A 23,516-nucleotide genomic window follows, 5' to 3' on the forward strand; every position below is an offset into this window, starting at 1 on the left:
CGGCCGGTTTTCTCTTGATACCCGTAAGAACCTGTTAAGAGTCTGCAGCGACAATCCGCCACGACAACAAACAGGTTGAATGAGTCTTTTGATGGTAAACCCGGAACGGCCCGAACCCGTGCTGGACGCCGCCTTGCGCGGCGATGCAGCACTGCAGCAGGCCTACTTTGACGCGCTGGAACATGTGTTGCCGCAATGGCTGGCACAACATGACCAGGACGGTCTGACTGCGGCACTGGCGACCGTGGGCAAAACAGCCCGCGCGCGCCTTGCCAGCCTGTACCTGAATCCGCATGGCGAGCACGATCATGCCCGGCTGGTCGCAGTCTGGCGTGACGACGAGTGCCGGATCTCCGCCGTCACCCCGGATTACCTGCGTGTCATTGAATACCCCGCGTTTGCCTTCCTGACCAACACCCTCAACGCAGGCAAATTGCTCAACACCGCGCTGCCCGAGCTACCGCTGGCCGAGCAGATGTGGCTGGCCCAACTGGGCGCACGGCGTTTGCTGGCGCTGCCTTTGCTGGATCGGGGCGTGTTGTTTGGCTTTGTCTGTTTGCTGGACGAAGAAGAAACCCCACATCGGGGAACCACCGAACTGCGTCTGTTGGGCCTTTTGGCCGCACAAATTGCCGAAACGCTGGTGCGCCGCAAGCTGGAAGAACACCTCGCCACGACGCAGACCCGCTTGCAATCGCTGGTTGGTGCAACCGGCGATATGGTGTTTGAAGTCGGCGCGAACGGCGTGATTGGCGAAGCCTGGTCGGGCCATCCGGCGCTGGCCGATGCCCGCGTGATCACCGGGCGCGCGCTGGCCGACGGCCTGCCGGCAAGCCTGGCGGCGCAGATTGGCAAGGCCTTGCCAGTGGCCAATGTGATGCGTCGCGGGCAGTCATTCAACTGGTCCACCCGCCACAACGGGGTGCAAGTCTGGTTCCGTGTCCGCGTGCAGCCCGTGGCAGGTGGTGTGGGTGATGCCGTGGTGCAAATCCATGACATGACCGCGCACATGCAGGATCACGCCCGCCGGCAGACCTTGCTGGACACCTTCAAACTGCTGGAAGAGGCCGTACTGGACCTCTCGCCCGCACATGAGCTGATTGAATCCAGCGAAGCCTGGGCCAGTTTGCGTGGCCTGGAGCAGCGTGATGCCCAGCGTGATCTGGGCAAGAGCTTGCTGACCTGGATTTTCCCCGATGATGTGCCGCAGGTAACGCAAGTGCTGGCACAGCTGGAAAACTGCCATGGCGAGACGCCGCAAGTGCGGTTCCGCCTGATGCAGCAAGGGGGAGAATTCTTGTGGGTGGAGGCGCGCCTGTTGCCGCGCTTTGACGAAGAGTGTCACCTTGCCGGTATCCGCGCCGTGGTGCGCGATGTCACCGTGGCGCACGTCAGTGAGCAGCACATTACCCAGTTGGCGCTGTACGACGGCCTGACCAAGCTGCCCAACCGGTTGATGCTGGATGACCAGCTGGCGACGGCCATTGAGCGGGCCCGCCGCAATAACACCAAGGTCGCGCTGGGTTTCCTCGACCTGGACCAATTCAAACAGATCAACGACGCCTTTGGTCACCGCACTGGTGACCAGTTGCTGGTGGGTCTGGCGCAGCAGCTCAAGAGCGTGCTGGGTGAACATGACATTCTGGCGCGCTGGGGTGGTGACGAGTTTGTGGTGCTGATGCCCGACGTTACCGACACCAATGCGCTGAAAGAGCGCGCCGAACGCCTGCGTAGCATTACCCGCCAGGGCCTGGCGCTGGATGGGCTGGATGCACGCCCGACCGTCAGCGCCGGCTTTGCGGTGTTCCCGGATAACGCCAGTTGTGGCGAAGACCTGCTATCCGCCGCCGATCACACCATGCACCACGCCAAACACGTGGGCCGTAATACGGTGTGCTTCTACGGCGACCTGTTGCACATGAAGTCGCTGGGTCGTGAGCACGTGGCCATTCAGGCGCGGTTGGCCGATGCCATTCGGCAGAACCGGCTGCAGGTGTTCTACCAACCCATCGTCCGCTCGCGCGACGGTGAGGTGTTTGCAGTGGAAGCCCTGGCCCGCTGGCAGGATGAGAAGAACGGCTGGATCAGCCCGGAACTCTTTATCCCGATGGCGGAAAAGGTGGGTTTGATTCAGGAGTTGTCAGACGTCGTCGCCCGCCAGGCCTTTGCCAAATTGCGCGAATGGCGTGATGCTGGCCTGACCCAGCGGCTGATGCTTAATATCTCCCGCAGCCAATTGTTTGCGCCGGAGTTCGTTTCCGGCATGCTGGACTTGCTGCTGCAGTTCCGCCTGCGTCCGCAAGACGTGATCCTGGAGATCACCGAGTCTGTGGCGCTGACCGATTACTCACGACAGCTCAAGCACTTGCGGCAACTGGCCGCAGCGGGCTTCCAGCTGGCGATTGATGACTTTGGTACCGGCTACTCCTCGCTCTCCCAATTGCACGAAATGCCGGCGGCCCTCATCAAGGTCGATGTCTCGTTTGCTCAGCGTTTGCACACCGAAGAGGGTCGGCGCGTCATGCAGGCCATTGTGCAACTGGCCCAAGGGCTGCAATTGCAGACCATCATCGAGGGCGTAGAGTCGGTGGAGACCGCCCGCTTCCTGCAAGGTATGGGCGTGGATTACCTGCAGGGCTTTCACTTCAGCGAGCCCGTGCCCAGCGGCGTCGCTGAATTGTGGATGCGCCTCGGACTAGCCAACAAGGCCTGACGGGCGCCGGACCTGGCTGTAGAGCGGCGGCACCTTGCCGTTGCGGATGCGCTCTGACAACGCTTGCAGCACGGTGGGCGGGGCGCGCCCGACCAGCACATAGCTGACGTTGTTGCTGCGCCAGGTCAGCAGGGTCTGGTTCTCATCCATTTTTTCCTGCACGTCCTTGTCCGGGCGATTGTCCGGCGCGGCACACAGTGCGATCGGGTCGCCAATCACGGGCAGATACACCATCTGGACCACCGGCTTGTCGTTATAGCGCAGCCGCTGTACCCGCTTGAACTCAAAATGCATGTCCTTGAGGTCTGGCACGTTGATCGCCAGGTGATCGTGGGTTTTGACGTCTTCCAGGGTGCGCGCGGAGAGTGCGGCATCGTCGCGCACATCCACCAGCGTATCGCGCACATACATTTCCTGGTATTGCGCCACGGCGTTGACCCAGGGGGCGTCGGGTTCGGCGGCGCTTTGCCAATAGCGCACGCCCGCCAGCGCGCACACCGCGCCGGTAAAGAACGCTGCCGCCAGGCGTGCTGTCTGCCAGCGCGCGGGCTGGCGGCCAGTCAACGGGGGCATTGGCGCCGCGCGATCACGGCTGGCCTGCACCAGGACACCAATGCTGGTACTCAGACTGGCCGGCATGGTCGGCAGTGTCTCGGCGGCAAAGGCATCCGCATACGGTAAGCGGGAGGCCGCCAGCGCATTGGCGGTGCTTTGCGCCTCGGGCGATTCAGCCACAAGGCGCGCGACGGCTTCTGCGTCCTGGCCCGATAGCTCGCCATCCACCCAGGCCATCAACAACGTCTCGTTCAATTTCATGGCTTTACTCCCTTGGGCAAGCGCTGTGGCCGGCTGATGGCGAAGAGTTCGCCCAGCGTGATCCGCGCGCGGGCCAGCCGGCTCATTACGGTACCAATTGGAATATCCAGCGCGACCGCCGCTTCGCGGTAGCTCAGCCCCTCTACGCCCACCAGTAACATCACCACGCGTTGCGGATCAGGCAGCGCGCCCACTGCGGCAATAATTTGCTGATGCAGCAAATCGTTTTCCGGATCGCCAGCGCGTGGGTCGGGCAGGTTTTCCAGCATATCGTCCTGCCAATCTGCGGCGTTTACGGCCCGCACCTTGCGAGCGCGGATCTCGCTGATCCAGATCGAATACATAATGGAAAACAGCCAGGACAGCGCAGACGTCCCCTCCTGCAACTGGTGGGGGCGCTCCAGCGCCCGCACGCAGGCACGCTGAACCAGATCTTCGGCATCGTGCCGGTTGGCCGTCAGACGCAAGGCAAAGCGCCACAGACGCGGCAACAGTGATGGAATCAGCCGGGATAATTCTTCGTCGAGCATCGACGTGTCCTGTAGGGCTCGGTTACCAGGAATGTACTGGATAACGGATGGCGTCCCGGATTATTCCAGTGGGATAGAAAAAAATGTTGCGGAATAAATGCAGTCCCTGAGGCGTTTGGCCAAAGAGCGGCACAGCCTGCCGCGCAAGGAGACGGCAATGAAACACGGCTTTATCGCGGCGGCGTTGATGGCGTTGGCCCTGGGTACCAGCGCAGGGGTTTGGGCCTCAGGCGGAGGCGGGGGCGGCGGTGGTGGGCAATCCAGCCCGCCCTCGGTCATGGCGGCGCATATCAAGGCCAAACTGGATGCGCGAGACTGGCAAGGGGCCCTTTCTTTGCTGGATGAGGCCCGTCAGCAACAACCACGCAATGCAGACTGGTGGAACTACACCGGCTACGCCCAGCGCAATCTGGGCCATCTGCCGGAGTCTTTTGCGGCCTATGAAGAGGCGCTGCGCCTTAACCCCAAACATCTGGGCGCACATGAATATCTGGGCGAGGCCTATCTGCAAGACAATCAGCCTGACAAAGCGCGGGAACAACTCAAGCAGTTGCAAGCGCTATGCGGGCATTGCGATGAGTATCAAGACCTGGAAGAGGCCATTTCGGATTACACCGCAAAACACCCCGGCTAAACACGCATAGCCGGGGCACCCGCCGGAGCGGGCCTATGCCGTCGTCAGCGTGGGGCGGTGGCCCGGCTGTCGCCGCTGGCGCCACGCCAGCGCGGCCACGCCAAGGCCCAGCAATGCCCATATGCCCGGCTCCGGCACGGCCTCGACCTGCAGATGATCCAGGAAGAGGGGTGTTGAACTGTTAAAGACATACAGGTTGGCGCCGTCTTCCGGGTAAGGCAGTTGCACGTACACCCAAGGGGATCGTCCTGGTTGAACGGCGGGCACCACTACATTGGCATACCAGAACGAGGTGAGGCCGACACTGTCGCCCGCCAGATCATAAGCGCTGACATTAAGAATGGTGCCTTCTGGCGCATAGGGCGCATAAACACGCACATTGGCAAGGGCAAAGAGGGCCAGGCCAGTACTGCCAATCGCGTTGGAAGGCTGGAACAGTGGTAACTGGTAATCGGGCTGGATATAAAGCGCAGTGGTACCTGACCAGGCCGGGGCCACCGGGGTGCCGTTGTATGACCCGAAAGCCAGATCGGTAAATTGATCCGCGCTCAGGTTGTAGCCATCAATCAGCAAGTCAGTGGTGTCGTAATCCGTGTGGGAGGGTGAACTGATCATGGTGGGCGTGATCGGCACGTTATCAAAGTCGATCACGGTGGCCGCGCTGGGGGCGGACAGCCCCACCAGAGCCAAAGCCAGCACCGCAGAAGGCAACAGGGTCATCATGTACTCCTTGTCTTGCAAGGTAGAACCGGTTGTTGCGGGTGGTATGGATTGGTGCACTGCGATTATGGGCCCAGTGTACCGAGCAATCCCCCCGTCACGGAAACATGACAGACGCATGGTCAGCCAAGGCCAACGCTGTAGCCCGGATGAAGCGAAGCGGGAATCCGGGGTTGCCATGCCAACAAAATCACCTCTGCCCGCATTGCCACCCCGGATTCCCGGCCAGGTGGCCTCCATCCGGGCTACAGGTTGCCCTGCCAGCATTGGTGGCGGCTCCCTCGCGGCGGCGAGGGCGGGGGGAGTCGGGCTGTTACAAATCGATCGCCCCACCTCTGCATGCCACAAATGAAAAGAGCCCGGCTAAGCCGGGCTCCTCACATCGATCAGCCTCAAGCAGGGGCCAAAGATGAATCAGGCGATCAGAAGTCCATGCCGCCCATACCACCCATGCCGCCGCCACCCGGCATGGCCGGAGCGTCATCCTTGGGCAGTTCTGCAACCATGGCATCCGTGGTCAGCAGCAGACCAGCAACGGATGCAGCGTGTTGCAGGGCAGAGCGGGTGACCTTGGCCGGATCCAGCACGCCGATCTCAACCAGATCACCGTACTCACCGGTGGCGGCGTTGTAACCGAAGTTACCCTTGCCTTCCACAACCTTGTTCACCACGACAGACGGCTCATCACCGGCGTTCGCCACGATCTGACGCAGCGGTGCTTCAATCGCCTTCAGAACGATCTTGATACCGGCATCCTGGTCGGCGTTCAGACCCTTCAGTTCGCCCAGGTTGGCACGAGCGCGCAGCAGGGCAACGCCACCGCCGGCCACAATGCCTTCTTCCACGGCGGCGCGAGTTGCGTGCAGCGCATCTTCCACGCGGGCCTTCTTCTCTTTCATTTCAACTTCGGTCGCAGCGCCAACCTTGATCACCGCAACACCGCCAGCCAGCTTGGCCACGCGTTCTTGCAGTTTTTCACGATCGTAGTCACTGGTGGCTTCTTCGATCTGCTTGCGGATCTGACCAACGCGCGCCTTGATGCCTTCTTCGTTACCCGCACCGTCGATGATCGTGGTGTTTTCCTTGGCCACTTCGATACGCTTGGCCTGGCCCAGCAGTTCGAGGGTGGTTTTTTCCAGGGTCAGACCGACTTCTTCAGCGATCACGGTACCGCCAGTCAGAATGGCGATATCTTCCAGCATGGCCTTGCGACGATCGCCAAAGCCCGGGGCCTTGACTGCAACCGTCTTCAGAATGCCGCGAATGTTGTTGACCACCAGTGTCGCCAGCGCTTCGCCATCGACATCTTCAGCAATGATCAACAGCGGACGGCCAGACTTGGCCACTTGTTCCAGCACCGGCAGCAGATCACGGATGTTGCTGATCTTCTTGTCGAACAGCAGCACAAACGGATTGTCCAGCAGGGCAATCTGCTTTTCCGGATTGTTGATGAAGTACGGGGACAGGTAGCCGCGGTCAAACTGCATACCTTCTACCACGGCCAGTTCGTCTTCCAGACCCGAACCGTCTTCAATGGTAATCACGCCTTCCTTGCCCACCTTGTCCATGGCTTCGGCAATCTTCGCGCCCACGGTCTCATCGCTGTTGGCGGAGATAGAACCAACTTGTGCGATTTCCTTGTTGGTGGTGGTCGGCTTGGCAATCTTCTTCAGTTCTTCAACCAGGGCAATCACGGCCTTGTCGATACCGCGCTTCAGATCGGTCGGGTTGAAACCGGCAGCCACGTACTTCAGGCCTTCGTTCACGATGCCTTGTGCCAGCACGGTCGCGGTGGTGGTACCGTCACCAGCGACGTCGGAAGTCTTGGAAGCCACTTCCTTGACCAGTTGTGCGCCCATGTTTTCGAACTTGTCTTTCAGTTCGATTTCCTTGGCAACAGAAACACCATCCTTGGTGATGGTCGGAGCGCCAAAGCTGCGTTCCAGCACCACGTTACGACCCTTAGGGCCCAGCGTGACTTTAACGGCATCGGCCAGAATGTTTACACCAGCAACCATGCGGGCGCGTGCGGAATCGCCAAATTTGACTTCTTTTGCAGCCATTGTGGATTACTCCTGAATCTTGTTGAGTGGTATGGCCAGAGTGGCCAGACCCAAATCGGGGTTCGGGCGAGCCTTAGGCTTCAACCACGCCGAAGATGTCTTCTTCGCGCACAACCAGCAACTCTTCGCCGTTCACTTTGACGGACTGGCCGCTGTACTTGCCCAGGATGACGCGGTCACCCACTTTGACGGACAGTGCACGCACTTCGCCGCTATCGAGCAGCTTGCCAGTACCTACGGCAACCACTTCGCCCAGATCCGGCTTTTCGGCGGCGGCGCCCGGCAGAACGATACCGGATGCGGTTTTTTCTTCAGCCTCAACACGCTTGATGACTACGCGGTCATGCAAGGGACGGATCTTCATCGTTTATTCTCCTGAGAAATCAATGCCTGAAAGTTCAGGGGCCATCTGGTAGGTGTGGCCCGTTAGCACTCTCGGCTAACGAGTGCCAATGATAGGGACGGGTTCCCTGGTTTTCAAGGGGAGAAAGGTTAAATTTCTGTTGAGCTGTCGCACTGCCCAACGGTTATTGCTGTCGTAGTCCATTGAATTCTGGAGTTCGCTCACGCAACTGGCGGCGGTGTATTTTTGTCACGCGTCCCTTGAGAAATACCGCAGATAGACTAGGTTGCATGATTGGTTTGCAATCTGATAAGTGCCTCCCGAAGCGAAGCACTTTCCGTCATTCTCTTGAAAGTCCGGGACTGTTTATGCCGTTCACGCAACCCTACAAGGGTTTCTTTACGAAAGGCGATCTTATTTATGGCCTCGCTCCATCGCGAAGAGGCCTGATGATCCACCTCCGGGGCACCGACTTGATTTTGACCAAAAGTACCCAGGTGGAATATATCGCTTCAACGGTTGACCACTATCGTGGAGAGACATACCAAAAAAAAATCGATGAATTCAACGCCGCTTACGAGGCTGAAACCGTGGGCTATTTGCCACAATACAATCAGCCCCAGATTCTCGAAGCACAAAAACGGAGAGACAAGAGAATCGAGGTCGCTAATGAATTTGCTGCCGATCTCACTGGTTTTCAAAACCAGCTAGGTCTTCATGCAAAATATGGAAGATACATTCCGGCACTTCAGGGCTACGGCATGAACGAGGAAGCATTTGCTAGCGCAGTGGACAACGTAGCTTCCAACTCTGCCTTTCGCGCCAAATCAAAATTTGGAATGGAGTGGACCGCCAGGAAAAATGCGGGCCTGGATGCCAACTCCAGTACGGCTGGCGTGCATATCCATTTTGCACTTGATGACATAGACATGGCTGCGGTGGTGACAAAAACGCACCGCTTTGAGGATCAAAGCCACAACGTACTCGCCGAGGACCTTCCAAAAGGCAAAAGCAAAAAAAACGAGGATAAAGTCAGAACAATTACTCACTCCGAGTTGCGTTGGATATATCGCAACCGTGGAAACCCGTTAGTCCAGCGAAGCATCCAGTTCTGGCTGAATCAAGTCGCTTGCGGCCCGCCCTGGGAAAACGATACAGAGACAACAACGTTGCCTACCAACCGAAGAGTTGTTTCCTGGAGGACTGCATGGACCCTGTACAAACCGAGTCTTACACATAACTCGTTCGACTGACTCGCATCCACCTCCGTCCAATACAGACAGAACAACTCAGTACTTTGCCACTCCCCGTGCGCGATCAAGCTGCTGAGGCAAGGCCGTTGCCCAGCCATTGGCCGCTTCGTGCGCGGTGGCCCGTAGGGTGGATTCGCGTAGCAATCCACCGTTGCCAGGGTGGATTGTCGCTGCCGCGCCGAATCCACCCTATACGCAAACCCACGTAGCCCGGATGAAGGCCAACGGCCGGGAATCCGGGGTGGCAATGCCCGCAAATCTGCTATTGCCCGCATGGCAACCCAGGATTCCCGCTGTCCCGCTGCAACGGCCATCCGCAGCACTCAGCGGTTTTGTGGGGGCACCCACCGAGGCGCGTGCTTCATCCGGGCTACAGGACTCCGTAGGGTGGATTCGCGTAGCAATCCGCCGTTGCCAGGGTGGATGGTCGCTGCCGCTCCGAATCCACCCTATACGCAAACCCACGTAGCCCGGATGAAGGCCAACGGCCGGGAATCCGGGGTGGTAATGCCCGCAAATCTGCTATTGCCCGCCTGGGTGTCCCCTGGACACCACACTTACCCCCCAATTTGACGATCAGCCAAGGGCCAGCGCGCCGTCGTGTTTTCTGGGGCGTCAACGGCCTGCGCGTGCCAATTGGGTTGTCACGTTTTTGTCATCTAGATCGTGCTGCAGCAAGCCCTGGAGGGGATTTTGCCGCACCGTCGGGTAAGTCTGCAGATCGCCAGGCGCAGTGGATCATCCTTTTTTGCTGCACCGTTTTAGCACAAACCGGTAAGCATATTCCCGTATTTGAAATCGTTTTCACGCTGTTGCAGTATCCGGCCACCAAAGCCAAGGCCATGATTTATATGGTCATTTGTAACTATCGCTCAATGCACCAGGAAAGGGCGTGCGGCTGTGGTACACCAAACCGGTGTGAAAGGGTCTGAGCTGCCAATCAACTCGCCAGACCGGAATTTCGCTTAACCATAAGCCGCGCAACATGCCCGCATGCGTGTAGCGGCACCACCCGACCAAGGGCCAAAGAGCCCGGATAAAACCGGCGGGTGTAAAAACTGGATCGAGGAGTTTTTGCATGAAATGCCGTACCCCGCATTACCTTGCCCTTGGTGCGCTCAGCGCACTGACGCTAGCGCTCACCGCGTGCGGCGGTGGTAGCAGTTCTGCTGCTGACCCGTCCACCAACAGCGCGCTGGCTCCCACGCCCGTTCCGACACCCACATCCGTGCCGACGCCCACGCCAAACGCTAAGGTGGATTTCGGCCCCAATGTGCTGGTGTTTGACCCTGCCATGTCCACAGCCGATATCCAGACACAGATCGATATCGTGTACGCGCAGCAGCACACCAACCAGTTTGGCCCCAACCGCTATGCTTTGATGTTCAAACCGGGCACTTACGCGGTGGACGTCAACGTGGGTTTTTATACCCATGTGCTGGGATTGGGCGCCTCGCCCGATGACGTGCAAGTCAATGATCTGCATGTCGAGGCCGATTGGTTGAACGCCAGCCAGGATGCCACGCAGAACTTCTGGCGCTCAGCCGAAAACCTGGCGGCCAATCCGGTCAGCGGTACGGATCGCTGGGCGGTGTCGCAGGCTGCGCCCATGCGGCGTGTGCATATCAAGGGCGGTTTGTTCCTGAGTTCGCCGTGGTGCGGCTATTCCAGCGGTGGTTTTCTGGCAGATACGCTGATTGATGGCCAGACCAACTCTTGCTCACAACAACAGTGGTTCAGCCGCAATACGGAATGGGCCTCCTGGGTGGGTGGTGTGTGGAATATGGTGTTTGTCGGCGTCCAGAATCCGCCCACCGCCGGCACATGGCCGTCCTCCCCACTCACCGTGGTGGCGCAGACGCCAGTGGTGCGGGAAAAACCGTTCCTGACCGTCGATAGCAGCGGCAACTACAGCGTGTTTGTGCCGGCCCTCAATACCAACACCACCGGCACCACGTGGCATGGTCGTACCGCCGCCGGGACCTCGTTGCCAATCAGCCAGTTCTACATTGCCAAAGAGAACGTGGATACCGCGCAGACCATCAACGCCGCGCTGGCCAAGGGGCTTAACCTGATCATTACGCCGGGCGTGTATCACCTGACCGATACCATCCGCGTCACCCGGCCGGATACCGTGGTGCTGGGCCTGGGGGTGGCCACGCTGGAAGCCGATACCGGGCTGGATGCCATGGATGTGGCGGATGTGGATGGTGTGAAGATTTCCGGCTTGTTGTTTGAGGCCGGCACAACGTCTTCCCCGGCCTTGCTGCAAGTGGGTTCCGCAGTGACCGGCGTGAGTCATGCGGCTGACCCAACCTGCCTTTATGACATTTATGCGCGGATTGGCGGGCAGATTGCCGGCAAGGCGCATACGGCGGTGGTGATCAACAGTAACAACGTGATTGGAGACGACTTCTGGCTCTGGCGTGCCGACCACGGTGATATTGGCCTGACCACCACCGGCTGGACTGTCAACCCGGCCGCCAACGGGCTGGTCGTCAATGGCGACAACGTCACCCTGTATGGCCTGGCGGTTGAACATTTCCAGCAATACCAGACCTTGTGGAACGGCAACGGCGGCAGCGTGTACTTCTATCAAAGCGAAGAACCGTATGACGTACCCAACCAGGCCGCGTGGATGAACGGCAGCGAGAATGGTTACCCGTCGTACAAGGTGGCCAGCGGCGTGACGTCGCACAAGGCGTATGGCGTGGGGATCTACAGCTTTTTCAGCACTAACAACGCGGTATCGCTGGCCAACGCCATTGAGGCACCGCAACAACCTGGTGTGACCTTTACCGATCTGATTACGGTGGCGCTGGACGGCACCAGCCTGATCAGCAATGTGATCAACAATACCGGGGGCAGCAACATTGGCCAGAACGGTGCCGTGGCGAGTTATCCGTAACCCGCCCGCGTGACGAACGCACCCCGGGTGGGGTGCGTTTTTTATCTGGAAAGAGGCCAGCGCCTAGCTCCGTCATGGCTGGCCGGATGCGCTCTAGCAACACCAGGCCCGCGCAAATTACCGGGGCACGGCGGCATTTGGCATATGCTGTAGGGATAAAACCAGTGTGAGGCACAACCATGCTCACCGCCGCCCAGAAACGCTGGGATGTCGAGCAGTGGACCCATTACCTGAAAGTGCAGGAAATCCCGGTCTTGCCCAGAACCCGGGGCCTGCTGGACTTGCTCGTCGAGCATGCCGACACCGTTGCGCCCAAACGGCTGGTGGAACTGGCCAACAGCGACTCTTTTCTGGCGTTGCGGCTCTTGCGCTATGCCGAAGCCCATCGCTCTCACCACCTGGGGCGGGAGAGCACCACGCCGCTCTCGGCCATTTTGCAGACCGGCACCGACAATCTGATCAAACTGATTGCCGAAAGCCCGGTATGCAACGAGGCAGAAGAAGGCCTGCACCTGAGTGAATCCCGCTGTGCCACGGCCTCGGTCTACGCCCGGCAATGGGCCGCATGGCGGGCCGATATCTCGCCGGAAGAAGTTGCGCTGGCCGCCTTGCTGGCGGAAATGGGCGAAATGTTGCTGTGGCACTTTGCGCCGGAAATCCCGCGCGCGGTGCAAGAAGAACTGCGCAGCGGGCGGGCGCTGCGCACATTGCAGGCGCAGCAACAGGTGGCCGGTTTCTCGTTCAAGACCCTGTCTTTGTCATTGGCGGCCGCCTGGCATTTGCCGCCCTTGATTGCCATGCTGATCAAGGGGGTAGACAACATCCGCGCGCAGATCGCCCGCATTGCCAATGACACCGCCCGCCATTTGCAAACCGACCCCCAAAACCCGGCGATTCCATCGGACATGATTGCGCTCAGGCAATTGTTGCCCAATGTCAGTTACAGCAAATTGCTGGCACCGCTGGACATCACGGATGAATATCGCGAAGCCGTGTTGCTGGCTATTTCCAGAGACGAGCAATGAAAGACAGATCGATTACACCCCAGACTCATGAGCGGCTCATGCGCGACGGTGAATACATTGTGTCCAGCTCTGACCTTGCCGGGCGCATCACGGTGGTCAATGACGTGCTGATTGAGTACTCCGGCTATACCGAGGCTGAACTCATGGGCCGGCAACACAATATCTTGCGCCACCCGGATATGCCGCGCGCGCTGTTCTGGCTGATCTGGGAAACCATCAAGCACGGCGAGGATTTTCAGGGCTACGTCAAAAATCTGTGCAAAGACGGTGGTTTTTACTGGGTGCATGCCCGCATCAGCCCGCAATTTGATGCAGAAGGCCACCCGACCGGCTACCAATCGGTACGCCGCAAACCGGCCCGGCGCGCCGTGGATAAAGCCGCCGTGCTGTACCAGCACATGCTGGCCGCCGAGGCGGCGGTCGCCAGCGCCGATGCCGTTGCGGCGGGTCTGCAAGTGCTGCAGGCCGAACTGGCCGCGCAACAACTGGCCTATGAGCAATGGGTTGCGCGGCTGTAGCCGGCTATGCGGCGGCGCAGATGTTCCGCTCTGCCAGATGGCATAGTCCGGGTCTGTCATGCTGACAGCATTGAGAGTGTGCCGTATTGTTGACGTGCTGGTGTTGACCATCCCCGTTGGCGTGGATGCAACCCGTTTTTAATCCAGGGCGCTCATGGACCCGCATATTGACCACATCCTGATCGTGGATGATGACCGTGAAATCCGCGAACTGGTCTCGACCTACCTCACCAAAAATGGCCTGCGCGTGTCTGTGGCCCAGGGTGGCCGCCCAATGCGGGCCATGCTGGAAGTCACGCCGGTTGACCTGATCGTGCTCGATATCATGATGCCCGGCGAAGACGGCCTGTCTTTGTGTCGGGAGTTGCGCGCCGGCAAACACAAGCTGGTGCCCATTTTGATGCTGACTGCGCGGGATGATGAAACCGACCGCGTGCTGGGGCTGGAAATGGGCGCGGATGATTATCTGACCAAACCGTTTGCCTCCCGCGAGTTGCTGGCGCGGATCAAATCCGTGCTGCGCCGCACCCGCATGCTGCCGCCCAATCTGCAAGTGACCGAAGCGGCCAGTGTTTTGACGTTCGGGGATTGGCAGCTGGATACCACCGCGCGGCATCTGGTCGATAAAGAGGGGACGGTGGTGGCGCTCAGTGGGGCTGAATACCGGCTGTTGCGTGCATTTGTCGATCACCCGCAGCGCGTACTTAACCGGGATCAGTTGCTGAACCTGACGCAGGGGCGGGAGGCGGATCTGTTTGATCGCTCCATCGACTTGCTGGTCAGCCGCGTGCGCCAGCGGCTGGGTGATGACGCGCGCGAGCCGGGCTATATCAAGACCGTGCGCAGCGAAGGCTATGTGCTTGCCGTGCCGGTCAAGATCACCGAAGCCCGCCAGGAGTTCTGATTCGTCGATTGCGAATGATTGGTCAAGGGCGAATGGCTCATGCAAACAAGGCGGACCCCAGGGCCCGCCTTGTTTGTTGCCAGCCGCTTACCTGGCGGCGATAGTCTGTACGGCGTCGATGATGACCTTGGTCACTTCTTCCGGGTGCGATTGTTGCGGCACGTGGCTGGATGGCAAGGTAGTCGTTCTGGCGTTCAGTTTTTTGGCGTAATCGCGTTCCAGATCTGGCTGGATCATGCGGTCGTTGGACGACACAATGTACCAGTTCGGACGGGTGCTCCATGCGGCAGCGGTGACTTTCTCGCCAAACGCTTTGGACTGGATCGGGCCCTGGGTGGCGGCCATGACGTCAGTACGGGAACGCGGCAGATCCTGGGCAAAGTAACTGGCGACACCGTCTGCCGACAGCGACAGATAACCGGCGGCATCGGCTTGCAGGTGCTTGATGCCTTCCGGCACCGGATATTGCGTGCCTTGATCTGCGGTGGACTGGCCGGCATCTGGCGCAAAGGCAGCGACATAAACCAGGGCGGCGACCTTGGGGTCGTTACCAGCCTGGGTAATCACGGTGCCACCCCAGGAGTGGCCTACCAGCACGACGCGGCCAGGTGCATTGGTGATGGCGCGCTGGGCGGCGGCAACGTCGCCAGACAGCGAATCCAGACCGTTTTGTACGGCGGTGACCTTGATCCCCTTGGCTTGCAGCAGCGGGATCACGCGGGACCAATCCGAACCGTCGGCAAAGGCGCCGTGAACGATCACGACGGTCGGGGTGTCAGCGGCCTGAGCTACGCCAGCAGACAGGGCAAGTGTGGCAACAGCAGCAGAAATAAAAGAACGTGCAGTCATGATGAATCTCCTTGGGTTGTGTTTGTTTACAAGACAGGACGAAGTATGCGCAGGACAGGTGCAGGGCAACATCGGTCGGATATCCGATGCCTGCCTCATCCGGCCAGCGCGGCACAACCCCAGGCAACCGGAAGCCGTTAACCCATGCAGTCCCATGTTCTTGAACCCCGCGCGCTGATCCCGGCCAGAGACGCCATTGTTGCCATCGCCTTTATTGGTGATTTGAGTATGGGGCGCGCTACGGATCAGTCGCCGCGCACCGCCTGGCTGGCCATGGCGCTGGCCCGCGCCGCCGCGTGCAGCGATGCAGAGATTGCGGCGGTGGAAATCTGTGCCTTGCTGCGCTGGTCTGGTTGCACGGCCAATGCCGCCGGGTTTGAGCGCATCCTGGGCGATGACGTGGCCGGGCGTGAAGCCATGATGGCGCTCACCCTGCCGCCGCTGAACGCAGATGCCCAAAGCCAGATGCCGGAAATGGCGCAAATCCATTGCGAGGTAGCGGGAGATATCGCCCGTATGCTGGATCTGGGCGAACCTATCGAAACCGCCTTGCGGCATACCTTTGAGCGTTATGACGGCAGCGGCTTGCCCGGCGTGTTGCATGGCGATGCGGTACCGCTGGCGGTTTACATTGTGGCGTTGGCCAGCGATCTGGAAATCCTCAGCCGGGCCCACGGCTTGCCGCGCGCCCTGCAATGGATAGAAAGCCGCGCGGGGCAGGTGTACCCCACCGGACTGGCGGCGCTGCTGCGACAACACGCCGCCGACTGGCTGGCGCAACTGGATGGCTTTAGCAGTCAGAACACCTTGTTGCCGCCCGCGCTGAACGCCACCCACCAACCGGTTGCGCTGGAGCTGGTGGCGGATATTGCGGACCTGAAACTCCCCTGGCTGGCCGGATATTCGCGTCAGGTGGCAACGCTGGCGCAGTCCGTCGCGCTGGCGCTGGGGCTGGAGGCCGCTCAGGCGCAACAGCTTTATCGTGCTGGCCTGATCCACAACATGGGCCGCGCCGCCTTGCCCAACGCCTTGTGGAATGTCAGCGGACCGCTGGTCTATGCCGCGTGGGAACGTGTGCGGCTGGTGCCGTACTGGACACGCCGCGCCGCGCAGCACACCGCCGCGCTGGCGGCGGAAGCGGAGCTGGCCTCTTACGCGTATGAGCGGCTGGATGGCAGCGGGTATTTCCGGGGCGTGACCGGGGAGGCCATCCCCACGGAACGGCGCGTTCTGGCCGCCGTGGTGGCCTGGTGCGCGCTGGTCTCCCGCCGGCCCTGGCGTGCCGCGTATACGGCGTCAGATGCCGCTGCGCTGTTACAGGCCGAAGCCCGCGCCGGCCGGCTGGATGCGGCGGTGGTGGATGCGGTCATTGCCCATGCCACCGGCCGCCTGCCAACCCGCAAGACCGCCACCCTGTTGTCTGAGCGCGAAACCGATGTGCTACGCCGCATCAGTCTGGGAGAAAGCAATAAAGAAGTGGCGCGTGCGCTGGTCATCAGCCCCAGCACGGTACGCACGCATATGGAGAGTATTTTTCGCAAACTGCAATGCAGCACGCGCGCTGCGGCCACGCTCAAAGCGTTCACGCTGGGCGTGTTGTAGCGGTTAAAACGGCGGCAAGTGAAATGTTTTGTATTGGGCTGCCGCGTATATACATTGTCATACAAAGGCTGTTTGAGGGCTGGGTATAAAGGGGGCGTGACCAACAGGAGCGCATCATGACCACCCGGCTTTTTGCAGCAATACCGCGCCATGCCGGGGACCGATGCCCGCATGGAGACAACAATGAAACGCTGCTTGCTAGTACTGTCTTTTCTGGCGTGTACGGCGATTGTGGAACACATGAACCCCGTGCAATGCCAGTTGATTACCCTGGACCGCGCCCGCAAGCGTCGGTCGCCATCCCACTGACAAGAGAGTGCATGGTCATGGACCAGACACAGCGCCCAACCCGTGGGCCGCGCACCATGTTCACCCGTCTCTCGCTGATCTTTCTGGGCGGATTGCTGCTGGCACATGGCCTGACCTATGTGCTGATCATGCGGGAACGCGGCGCAGCGGCCACAGACATGATGCTGGGCTATCTGGAAAAAGACGTCGCCAGTTCTGTCGCTTTGCTGGATCGCCTGCCTGCGGCCGAGCGCGCCCAGTGGCTGCCCCGTCTGGAACGGCACACTTACCGGTTTGAACTGGGGCAGGGTGTAGCGGGCGGTGTGCCGGACACCGGGTTGTCCCGGCGCATTGCGGCGGCGTTTGTCGATGCCATTGGTCAGCACTATCGTGTTACGGCCAGCAAAGTGCCCGGCAGCCGGGACCGTGTTCAAGCGCACGTGACCCTGAGTGACGGTACGCCGCTGACCATCGACATGATCCCCGCGCCGCTGGCGATTCCGGCCTGGTTGCCGCTGGTGCTGGCGCTGCAACTGTTGTTGATTGCCGCCATGGTCTGGTACGGCGTGCGGCTGGTCACGCACCCGCTGGAGCGCCTGGCCAGTGCGGCCGATACGCTGGGGCCTGACCTGAAAGCCGCACATTTGCCGGAAACGGGCTCGATCGAAGTGGTGCGGGCGGCGCGGGCCTTCAATGCCATGCAGGCGCGCATTGCCCACTACATGGCGGAACGCGTGCAGATTCTGGCGGCTATCTCCCACGATCTGCAAACGCCCATTACCCGCATGCGGGTACGCGCAGATTTGCTGGATGACACCGCCCTGCGCGACAAGCTCAACCAGGATTTGACCGAGATGCAATCGCTGGTGAAAGAAGGCGTGACCTATGCCCGCACATTGCAAGGTGTCAATGAGCCGCCAGTGCGCCTTGACCCGGATGCACTCTTTGCCAGCATGGTTTACGACTATCAGGACGCTGGCCAGCCGGTCACGCTGCAAGGCCACATTGGTCACAAACTGGTCACCCGGCCACAAGCACTCAAGCGCGTGCTGGGCAATCTGATCGATAACGCGCTCAAGTACGGCGGCAATGCCGATGTCCTGGTCGGGCTGGATGGCAGTGCGGTGATGGTCCGCGTCTGTGACAACGGCCCCGGTATCCCGCCCGACCAGCTTGAAGCGGTATTCCAGCCCTTTTTCCGGCTTGAAGGATCGCGTAACCGCGAGACCGGCGGCACCGGGCTGGGGCTGGCTATTGCCCGGCAATTGAGCCTGGCCATGAACGCCGATCTGACCCTGCAAAACCGCCCGGAAGGGGGAGTAGAGGCCAGGCTCCGCTGTCCGGGGGACGTCCAGTCCCACCCATCCGGGTAAGCCTTAAACCACGCCGGTTTTTTTCAATTACGTTAGCTACCGAAGCCCCCGTGATCGGACTCACGAAGCGGGTCAGGGGTCACTCGCGCCTTGTTTTCACCCATTCGACTTCAAAGGAAAAACATCATGTCTCAAGCTCTCCGCCCATTGCGTTCCGGCCTTGTCGCCGCCGCCCTTGCCGGTCTTGCACTGGCCCAACCCGCCCATGCGGCCGACCCGGTGGTGGCTGGCGCGCACACGGAATTTGCTGCGCTCAAGCACATCAAGGCCGGCGTACTGGATGTCGGTTATGCCGAAGACGGCCCCAAAAATGGCAAGCCGGTGATCCTGCTGCACGGCTGGCCGTATGACATTTACAGCTATGTGGATGTCGCCCCGGCGCTGGCGGCAGCGGGCTACCACGTCTACGTGCCGTATTTGCGCGGCTTTGGCACCACGCATTTCCTCTCGGCCGATACCCCGCGCAATGCCCAGCAAGCCGCACTGGCGACGGACGTCATCAACTTCATGGATGCGCTACATATCGACAAGGCCATTCTGGGCGGTTACGACTGGGGCGGTCGCACGGCGGATATCGTGGCCGCGCTGTGGCCGGAACGCACCAAGGCGCTGGTATCGGTCAGTGGTTATCTGATTGGCAGCCAGGAAGTGAACAAGGCGCCGCTGCCGCCCGCCGCCGAACTGCAATGGTGGTACCAGTTCTATTTCTCCACCCCGCGTGGCGAAGCGGGCTACGCCAAATACACCCACGACTTTGACCGGCTGATCTGGCAGACCGCATCGCCACAGTGGAAGTTTGATGACGCCACGTACAACCGTTCCGCCAAGGCGTTTGATAACCCGGATCACGTGGCGCTGACCATCCAGAACTATCGCTGGCGTCAGGGGCTGGCTCAAGGCGAAGCGCAGTACGACGCGCTGGAACAAAAGCTGGCCACCTTCCCGGCCATTACCGTGCCGACCATCACCCTGGAAGGCGACGCCAACGGTGCGCCGCACCCGGCTCCGGCCGCTTATGCCAAGCGCTTTACCGGCAAGTATGAGCATCGCCAGGTGGATGGCGGCATTGGTCACAACCTGCCGCAAGAAGCGCCGGCAGCCTTTGTGCAAGCCATTGAGGATGTCGATCGTTTCTGATTGACCTCACCGGGAAAGCACCCGCGGGGTGCTTTCTCTTCTGCTGTTTTTCCCCGATGCATGCCGTTGCCTTGCCCAGCCATCACCATGGCCGGGTCGGCGGCTTGCGCGCTGCGGTCAGGCAAGCCGCAGGGATTTGTAGGGTTTTGTACCAAAGCGCACGACGTACACAGACGCATGCGCAAGCCGGCGCAAGTGGCTACATCGCCGATACATCGCCCCGGTTAAATGAGTTCCGTGTTCAGACAGAACCAACCACCAGTTCATCAAGGAGAAAATCATGACTCGTATTGAAAACGTGCTGTACACCGCCCAGGTTAACGTCACCGGCGGCCGTGAAGGTCAGGCGCACAGTGACGATGGCCGTCTGGATATCAAACTGTCGCCCCCGGGCAGCAAGGGGGCCGGCACCAACCCGGAACAACTGCTGGCCGCCGGCTGGTCTGCCTGCTTTATTGGCGCCATGAACCGCGCTGCCAGCAAGCTGCAAGTGAAGCTACCGGCAGATGCCTGGCTGCATACCGAGATTGATCTGGGTACCGCAGCCGACGAGTTCTTCCTGCAAGCGCGCCTGACCGTCCACCTGCCGGGCATTGAGGCTGAAACCGCCCGTGCCGTGGTCGATGGTGCACATCAGATTTGCCCGTATTCCAAGGCCTTGCGCAACAACATCCACATTGAGCTTTTGCTGGGCTGATCACAAGTCAGACCAGTCCGGGCGCGGCCATATCCCCGCCGCGTCCGGTTCCCCGACTCTGGAGGTGCAACCATGAAAACCCTGCTTTGTATTGTCGCGCTGGCCGCTGCTTTTGTCGGCGCCCTGGCTATTGGCACCCGGGCCAATGCGTCCAGCCAGACCGTCGCTGCCAATGCGGTCGCGCCAGAATTCACCGGCATCAACCAGTGGATCAACTCCCCCCCGCTGACCATGAGCAGCTTGCGCGGCAAGGTAGTGCTGGTCGATTTCTGGACGTACTCCTGCATCAACTGCATTCACACATTGCCCTACGTCAAACAGTGGTACGAGAAGTACAAGGATCAAGGGCTGGTGGTGGTGGGCGTGCATACGCCGGAATACCCCTACGAGGCCAATAGCAGCAATCTGCAAGATGCCATCAAGCGTTACGGTATTCATTACCCGGTGGCGCAAGACAATGACAACGCCACCTGGAACGCCTGGCAAAACCAGTACTGGCCGGCGACTTATCTGATTGATGCGCAGGGCAAGGTGGTTTACCACACCATTGGTGAAGGCCGGTACGAAGAAACCGAAGCACAAATCAAGAAACTGCTGGCTCAGGCCAAAGGCTGAACGCGCAGCCCGAGTGGCTCACATCTCATCGACGGCTGGCGTGGCGCGTTGTTAAGGAAATGATCGTTTCCTATAATGAGCCAATGACTGCAAGCAAACCGCCAGCCGCCCGCCCTGGCCGCCCCCGCGAATTTGATGTGAACGACGCTCTGGATGGCGCGGTACGGGTGTTCCGGGAGCGCGGGTATCACGCCACCTCGGTCAGTGACCTGGGCGCGGCCATGAACCTGACTCCCGGCAGCATTTACAAAGCCTTTGCCGACAAGCGCGCCGTGTATATCGCCACGCTGGACCGCTACAGTGCCCAGCGGCGGCAATGCATGATGCTGGTGCTGGATGCGCTGGATAACGGGCGGGAAAAAATCCACGCCATGTTGCGCTTTTACGCCGATGCTGCGCACGGTGAAGAGGGGCGAATGGGCTGTCTTGTGGTCGGCGGCATGGTCGAGATGAGCACGTTTGATCCGGAACTGGCCGCACACGTGAGCGGTGCATTGCAACGCACCGAAGACTTGCTACGCGCATTGCTGGCGGATGGCGTCGCGGATGGGTCCATCCCGGCCAGTCTGGACCAGGACGGGGCCACCCTGGCCCTGCTGAGCGTTCTGGAAGGTTTGCGCGTGGTAGGTAAATCCGGCCGCAACCAGGCCCAGATGCTGGCGGCGGCCGACGCGGCGGTGCGTTTGCTTGGTTGATCGTTGCTTAGTGGCTACTACGAGCAGGTCGCTGGCGGAACACCAGAATACTGGCGAGGATAAACGCAAACAGGGCGGCAGAAGCCGAATACCGGCTTAACGCCAGCCCGCCCTTGGCGAGTGGTTTATCCAGAAAATCCCCCACCACAGCGCCCAGCGGGCGGGTCAGGATAAAGGCAATCCAGAACAACAGCGTGTGGGAAAGGCGCGTCCAGTAATACGCGGCTACCACCAGCACCAGCAAGCCGCCAAACACAATGGCCGCGCCGGTGTAGCCCAGCCCGGCGGTATCTGCCGTCCAGTCACCCAGCGCGGTCCCCAGTGTTTGCGAGAACATGATGGTTACCCAGTAAAACGCTTCGGCTTTGGGGCTGTTGATGGTGCCGACGGAGACGGACCCCATCACGCGGTGCCACACAAACAGCGACACCAATAACAACGCCAGCAGCAAGCTGGAGCCGCCGGCATAACCAATACCCAGTGAGCGATCGGCAAAATCGGCCAGCGTGGTGCCCACGGTGGTCGTGGCAATGATGGTGGCCCAGTACAGCCACGGATGGAATACTTTGGCGCGGATCTGCGCGGTGACGGCAACGAGGAAAATCACCGCAAAAATAGCGGTGCCGATCAGATAACCCAGGTTCATGGACATGGATACCGCATCGCCGCCGGTTTCACCCAGCGTGGTGGCGGCAATCTTGATTATCCAGAACAACAGGGTGACTTCAGGCACTTTGACGAGTGGGTGTGACGTGGTTTGGGTCATGGGTCTGCGGGCGCTGGCGGACGCTTCAAAGAATGGGAACAAGCCAGGCAGTCTGACCAGGGCAACTTAGCCCAGCCATAGACCCGGCCGGGCCTCAGAGCACCAGGTTTTCCAGCACCCGCTTATTGATGCGCAGCGCGCTGATGTCCCGCCGCGGCGGTTGGCCGAACATGCGCGCGTATTCCCGGCTGAACTGGGACGGGCTCTCATACCCCACCTGGAACGCGGCGTCTTCGGCGTTGATGGCGTCCACAATCATCAACTTGCGGGCCTGCAATAGCCGCATGCGTTTCTGATATTGCAGTGGCGACATGGCCGTGAGCGCTTTGAAATGGCGGTGAAACGCCGAGGCCGACAGCCCCGCCACGGCAGCCAGCTCATCAATACTGATGGCCCGGGCGAAATGGCTGCGCAGGTGGTGGATGGCGTTGACCACATTGGGCGTACCGCTATTGCCCAGCGCCAGGCGTGCCACCGCACCGCCGTGGGGACCAGTCAGCAGCCAGTAGCAGATTTCTTTCATGATGGCCGGATAGAGCACCGGGATCGCCGCCGGGGTCTCGATCAAGCGCAGGGCGCGCAAGGTGCAATCGGCCAGCGGGCCCTCGATCCGGATCACCGCCGCGCCTGGGGTGTTTTCCGGTGGCAGGGCTGGTGGTTGCGGAAGTTCGGTCAGCACCTGGCTGAGCATACCGATATCCAGCCCGAGGATGACACTCAGATAGGGCTGGTCCGGGCTGCCCCTGGCCACCTGGCTGAAACCGGGCATATCCAGGCTGACCAGCAGCGCCTCACCCGCCGCGTAGTCGTAGCGCGTGCTGCCAAAGGTGGTCCATTTGGCGCCCTGAATCACCACACATAACGCGGGCGAGTGCAGCAGATGCGTAGGGTGATGTTCTTGTGTGGCCCGCAGCAAGATCAAACCGGGCACTTGGGTGAAAAACGGGCTGCTGGCTTCGCCGTGGCTATCTATATACGTATTCACGGCCGTGGCCAGTTGTTGCATCCGCATGATCTTTACCCGTTCTGGTGGCGCAAACCAGCATACGGGCAGAAGCAGGATCAGG

General features: G+C 60.4%; 23 protein-coding genes. 15 read left to right on the forward strand and 8 right to left on the reverse strand.

The window, feature by feature from the left end:
• Positions 1-79: 79 nt before the first annotated feature.
• The gene (locus HNQ50_RS19835) at positions 80-2,713 is read left to right on the forward strand and encodes a putative bifunctional diguanylate cyclase/phosphodiesterase (RefSeq protein WP_184102957.1); all 2,634 of its coding nucleotides are present in this window, start codon (positions 80-82) and stop codon (positions 2,711-2,713) included.
• Here the strand turns inward: HNQ50_RS19835 and HNQ50_RS19840 are convergent.
• Positions 2,696-3,529: an anti-sigma factor family protein gene (locus HNQ50_RS19840; RefSeq protein WP_184102958.1), complete on the reverse strand. Its 834-nt coding sequence runs from the start codon at positions 3,527-3,529 to the stop codon at positions 2,696-2,698. The genes HNQ50_RS19835 and HNQ50_RS19840 overlap by 18 nt on opposite strands.
• Complete coding sequence (locus tag HNQ50_RS19845) at positions 3,526-4,059, reverse strand: RNA polymerase sigma factor (protein ID WP_184102959.1); 534 nt, start codon at positions 4,057-4,059, stop codon at positions 3,526-3,528. Before HNQ50_RS19845 ends, HNQ50_RS19840 begins: the two co-directional genes overlap by 4 nt.
• A gap of 157 nt (positions 4,060-4,216) precedes the next feature.
• Between HNQ50_RS19845 and HNQ50_RS19850 the strand changes: the two genes are divergently transcribed.
• The gene (locus HNQ50_RS19850) at positions 4,217-4,693 is read left to right on the forward strand and encodes a tetratricopeptide repeat protein (RefSeq protein ID WP_184102960.1); all 477 of its coding nucleotides are present in this window, start codon (positions 4,217-4,219) and stop codon (positions 4,691-4,693) included.
• Positions 4,694-4,726: 33 nt separating this feature from the next.
• On the opposite strand, the gene HNQ50_RS19855 is transcribed toward HNQ50_RS19850, so the two are convergent.
• The 3 genes from HNQ50_RS19855 to HNQ50_RS19865 all read right to left on the reverse strand — a co-directional run bounded on the left by HNQ50_RS19855 (position 4,727) and on the right by HNQ50_RS19865 (position 7,840).
• Entirely contained in the window at positions 4,727-5,416 is a 690-nt protein-coding gene (locus HNQ50_RS19855) for a PEP-CTERM sorting domain-containing protein (RefSeq protein ID WP_184102961.1), read from the reverse strand.
• 419 nt (positions 5,417-5,835) lie between these two features.
• Entirely contained in the window at positions 5,836-7,476 is a 1,641-nt protein-coding gene (gene groL, locus HNQ50_RS19860) for a chaperonin GroEL (RefSeq protein ID WP_184102962.1), read from the reverse strand.
• 73 nt (positions 7,477-7,549) lie between these two features.
• Entirely contained in the window at positions 7,550-7,840 is a 291-nt protein-coding gene (locus HNQ50_RS19865; protein ID WP_184102963.1) for a co-chaperone GroES, read from the reverse strand.
• Positions 7,841-8,109: 269 nt separating this feature from the next.
• On the opposite strand from HNQ50_RS19865, the gene HNQ50_RS19870 reads away from it, so the two are divergent.
• The 6 genes from HNQ50_RS19870 (at position 8,110) to HNQ50_RS19895 (ending at position 14,427) form a co-directional block, all read left to right on the forward strand.
• Positions 8,110-9,072, forward strand: coding sequence for a hypothetical protein (locus HNQ50_RS19870; protein ID WP_184102964.1), 963 nt, complete (start codon positions 8,110-8,112; stop codon positions 9,070-9,072).
• Between the two features lie 569 nt (positions 9,073-9,641).
• A complete protein-coding gene (locus HNQ50_RS19875) occupies positions 9,642-10,004 on the forward strand; it encodes a hypothetical protein (protein WP_184102965.1) in 363 nt (120 codons plus the stop codon).
• 146 nt (positions 10,005-10,150) lie between these two features.
• A complete protein-coding gene (locus tag HNQ50_RS19880) occupies positions 10,151-11,980 on the forward strand; it encodes a pectate lyase-like domain-containing protein (RefSeq protein WP_184102966.1) in 1,830 nt (609 codons plus the stop codon).
• A 179-nt stretch (positions 11,981-12,159) separates the two neighbouring features.
• Complete coding sequence (locus tag HNQ50_RS19885) at positions 12,160-13,005, forward strand: HDOD domain-containing protein (protein WP_184102967.1); 846 nt, start codon at positions 12,160-12,162, stop codon at positions 13,003-13,005.
• 38 nt (positions 13,006-13,043) lie between these two features.
• Complete coding sequence (locus HNQ50_RS19890; RefSeq protein ID WP_221303275.1) at positions 13,044-13,523, forward strand: PAS domain-containing protein; 480 nt, start codon at positions 13,044-13,046, stop codon at positions 13,521-13,523.
• A gap of 154 nt (positions 13,524-13,677) precedes the next feature.
• Positions 13,678-14,427, forward strand: coding sequence for a response regulator (locus HNQ50_RS19895; protein WP_184102969.1), 750 nt, complete (start codon positions 13,678-13,680; stop codon positions 14,425-14,427).
• Positions 14,428-14,514: 87 nt separating this feature from the next.
• Here the strand turns inward: HNQ50_RS19895 and HNQ50_RS19900 are convergent, their stop codons facing one another.
• Entirely contained in the window at positions 14,515-15,276 is a 762-nt protein-coding gene (locus tag HNQ50_RS19900; RefSeq protein ID WP_184102970.1) for an alpha/beta fold hydrolase, read from the reverse strand.
• Between the two features lie 144 nt (positions 15,277-15,420).
• On the opposite strand from HNQ50_RS19900, the gene HNQ50_RS19905 reads away from it, so the two are divergent.
• The 7 genes from HNQ50_RS19905 (at position 15,421) to HNQ50_RS19930 (ending at position 21,683) form a co-directional block, all read left to right on the forward strand.
• Complete coding sequence (locus HNQ50_RS19905) at positions 15,421-16,878, forward strand: HD domain-containing phosphohydrolase (protein WP_184102971.1); 1,458 nt, start codon at positions 15,421-15,423, stop codon at positions 16,876-16,878.
• Between the two features lie 183 nt (positions 16,879-17,061).
• A complete protein-coding gene (locus tag HNQ50_RS22430) occupies positions 17,062-17,187 on the forward strand; it encodes a hypothetical protein (protein ID WP_281386229.1) in 126 nt (41 codons plus the stop codon).
• Positions 17,188-17,204: 17 nt separating this feature from the next.
• Complete coding sequence (locus HNQ50_RS19910; protein ID WP_221303276.1) at positions 17,205-18,539, forward strand: ATP-binding protein; 1,335 nt, start codon at positions 17,205-17,207, stop codon at positions 18,537-18,539.
• Positions 18,540-18,665: 126 nt separating this feature from the next.
• The gene (locus HNQ50_RS19915; RefSeq protein WP_184102973.1) at positions 18,666-19,676 is read left to right on the forward strand and encodes an alpha/beta fold hydrolase; all 1,011 of its coding nucleotides are present in this window, start codon (positions 18,666-18,668) and stop codon (positions 19,674-19,676) included.
• A 280-nt stretch (positions 19,677-19,956) separates the two neighbouring features.
• A complete protein-coding gene (locus HNQ50_RS19920; protein WP_184102974.1) occupies positions 19,957-20,373 on the forward strand; it encodes an organic hydroperoxide resistance protein in 417 nt (138 codons plus the stop codon).
• 72 nt (positions 20,374-20,445) lie between these two features.
• The gene (locus tag HNQ50_RS19925) at positions 20,446-20,988 is read left to right on the forward strand and encodes a thioredoxin family protein (protein ID WP_184102975.1); all 543 of its coding nucleotides are present in this window, start codon (positions 20,446-20,448) and stop codon (positions 20,986-20,988) included.
• Between the two features lie 83 nt (positions 20,989-21,071).
• Positions 21,072-21,683 (forward strand): TetR/AcrR family transcriptional regulator, encoded by a 612-nt coding sequence (locus HNQ50_RS19930; protein ID WP_184102976.1) that lies wholly within the window; start codon positions 21,072-21,074, stop codon positions 21,681-21,683.
• A gap of 7 nt (positions 21,684-21,690) precedes the next feature.
• Here the strand turns inward: HNQ50_RS19930 and HNQ50_RS19935 are convergent, their stop codons facing one another.
• Together HNQ50_RS19935 and HNQ50_RS19940 are read right to left on the reverse strand one after the other, a co-directional pair.
• The gene (locus HNQ50_RS19935; protein WP_184102977.1) at positions 21,691-22,449 is read right to left on the reverse strand and encodes a COG4705 family protein; all 759 of its coding nucleotides are present in this window, start codon (positions 22,447-22,449) and stop codon (positions 21,691-21,693) included.
• A 94-nt stretch (positions 22,450-22,543) separates the two neighbouring features.
• Positions 22,544-23,461, reverse strand: a complete 918-nt coding sequence (locus HNQ50_RS19940; RefSeq protein ID WP_221303277.1) for an AraC family transcriptional regulator — start codon at positions 23,459-23,461, stop codon at positions 22,544-22,546.
• Positions 23,462-23,516: the final 55 nt, after the last annotated feature.

It is taken from the genome of Silvimonas terrae (assembly GCF_014202765.1).
In the GTDB taxonomy this organism is placed as follows: domain Bacteria; phylum Pseudomonadota; class Gammaproteobacteria; order Burkholderiales; family Chitinibacteraceae; genus Silvimonas; species Silvimonas terrae.

What these genes read in the sequence shown, in the direction of transcription:
- HNQ50_RS19835 (WP_184102957.1), top strand. Translation starts at nt 80, where the DNA reads ATGAGTCTTTTGATGGTAAACCCGGAACGGCCCGAACCCGTGCTGGAC.
- HNQ50_RS19840 (WP_184102958.1), bottom strand. Translation starts at nt 3,529, where the DNA reads ATGAAATTGAACGAGACGTTGTTGATGGCCTGGGTGGATGGCGAGCTA.
- HNQ50_RS19845 (WP_184102959.1), bottom strand. Translation starts at nt 4,059, where the DNA reads ATGCTCGACGAAGAATTATCCCGGCTGATTCCATCACTGTTGCCGCGT.
- HNQ50_RS19850 (WP_184102960.1), top strand. Translation starts at nt 4,217, where the DNA reads ATGAAACACGGCTTTATCGCGGCGGCGTTGATGGCGTTGGCCCTGGGT.
- HNQ50_RS19855 (WP_184102961.1), bottom strand. Translation starts at nt 5,416, where the DNA reads ATGATGACCCTGTTGCCTTCTGCGGTGCTGGCTTTGGCTCTGGTGGGG.
- groL (WP_184102962.1), bottom strand. Translation starts at nt 7,476, where the DNA reads ATGGCTGCAAAAGAAGTCAAATTTGGCGATTCCGCACGCGCCCGCATG.
- HNQ50_RS19865 (WP_184102963.1), bottom strand. Translation starts at nt 7,840, where the DNA reads ATGAAGATCCGTCCCTTGCATGACCGCGTAGTCATCAAGCGTGTTGAG.
- HNQ50_RS19870 (WP_184102964.1), top strand. Translation starts at nt 8,110, where the DNA reads ATGATTGGTTTGCAATCTGATAAGTGCCTCCCGAAGCGAAGCACTTTC.
- HNQ50_RS19880 (WP_184102966.1), top strand. Translation starts at nt 10,151, where the DNA reads ATGAAATGCCGTACCCCGCATTACCTTGCCCTTGGTGCGCTCAGCGCA.
- HNQ50_RS19885 (WP_184102967.1), top strand. Translation starts at nt 12,160, where the DNA reads ATGCTCACCGCCGCCCAGAAACGCTGGGATGTCGAGCAGTGGACCCAT.
- HNQ50_RS19890 (WP_221303275.1), top strand. Translation starts at nt 13,044, where the DNA reads ATGCGCGACGGTGAATACATTGTGTCCAGCTCTGACCTTGCCGGGCGC.
- HNQ50_RS19895 (WP_184102969.1), top strand. Translation starts at nt 13,678, where the DNA reads ATGGACCCGCATATTGACCACATCCTGATCGTGGATGATGACCGTGAA.
- HNQ50_RS19900 (WP_184102970.1), bottom strand. Translation starts at nt 15,276, where the DNA reads ATGACTGCACGTTCTTTTATTTCTGCTGCTGTTGCCACACTTGCCCTG.
- HNQ50_RS19905 (WP_184102971.1), top strand. Translation starts at nt 15,421, where the DNA reads ATGCAGTCCCATGTTCTTGAACCCCGCGCGCTGATCCCGGCCAGAGAC.
- HNQ50_RS22430 (WP_281386229.1), top strand. Translation starts at nt 17,062, where the DNA reads ATGAAACGCTGCTTGCTAGTACTGTCTTTTCTGGCGTGTACGGCGATT.
- HNQ50_RS19910 (WP_221303276.1), top strand. Translation starts at nt 17,205, where the DNA reads ATGGACCAGACACAGCGCCCAACCCGTGGGCCGCGCACCATGTTCACC.
- HNQ50_RS19915 (WP_184102973.1), top strand. Translation starts at nt 18,666, where the DNA reads ATGTCTCAAGCTCTCCGCCCATTGCGTTCCGGCCTTGTCGCCGCCGCC.
- HNQ50_RS19920 (WP_184102974.1), top strand. Translation starts at nt 19,957, where the DNA reads ATGACTCGTATTGAAAACGTGCTGTACACCGCCCAGGTTAACGTCACC.
- HNQ50_RS19925 (WP_184102975.1), top strand. Translation starts at nt 20,446, where the DNA reads ATGAAAACCCTGCTTTGTATTGTCGCGCTGGCCGCTGCTTTTGTCGGC.
- HNQ50_RS19930 (WP_184102976.1), top strand. Translation starts at nt 21,072, where the DNA reads ATGACTGCAAGCAAACCGCCAGCCGCCCGCCCTGGCCGCCCCCGCGAA.
- HNQ50_RS19935 (WP_184102977.1), bottom strand. Translation starts at nt 22,449, where the DNA reads ATGACCCAAACCACGTCACACCCACTCGTCAAAGTGCCTGAAGTCACC.
- HNQ50_RS19940 (WP_221303277.1), bottom strand. Translation starts at nt 23,461, where the DNA reads ATGCGGATGCAACAACTGGCCACGGCCGTGAATACGTATATAGATAGC.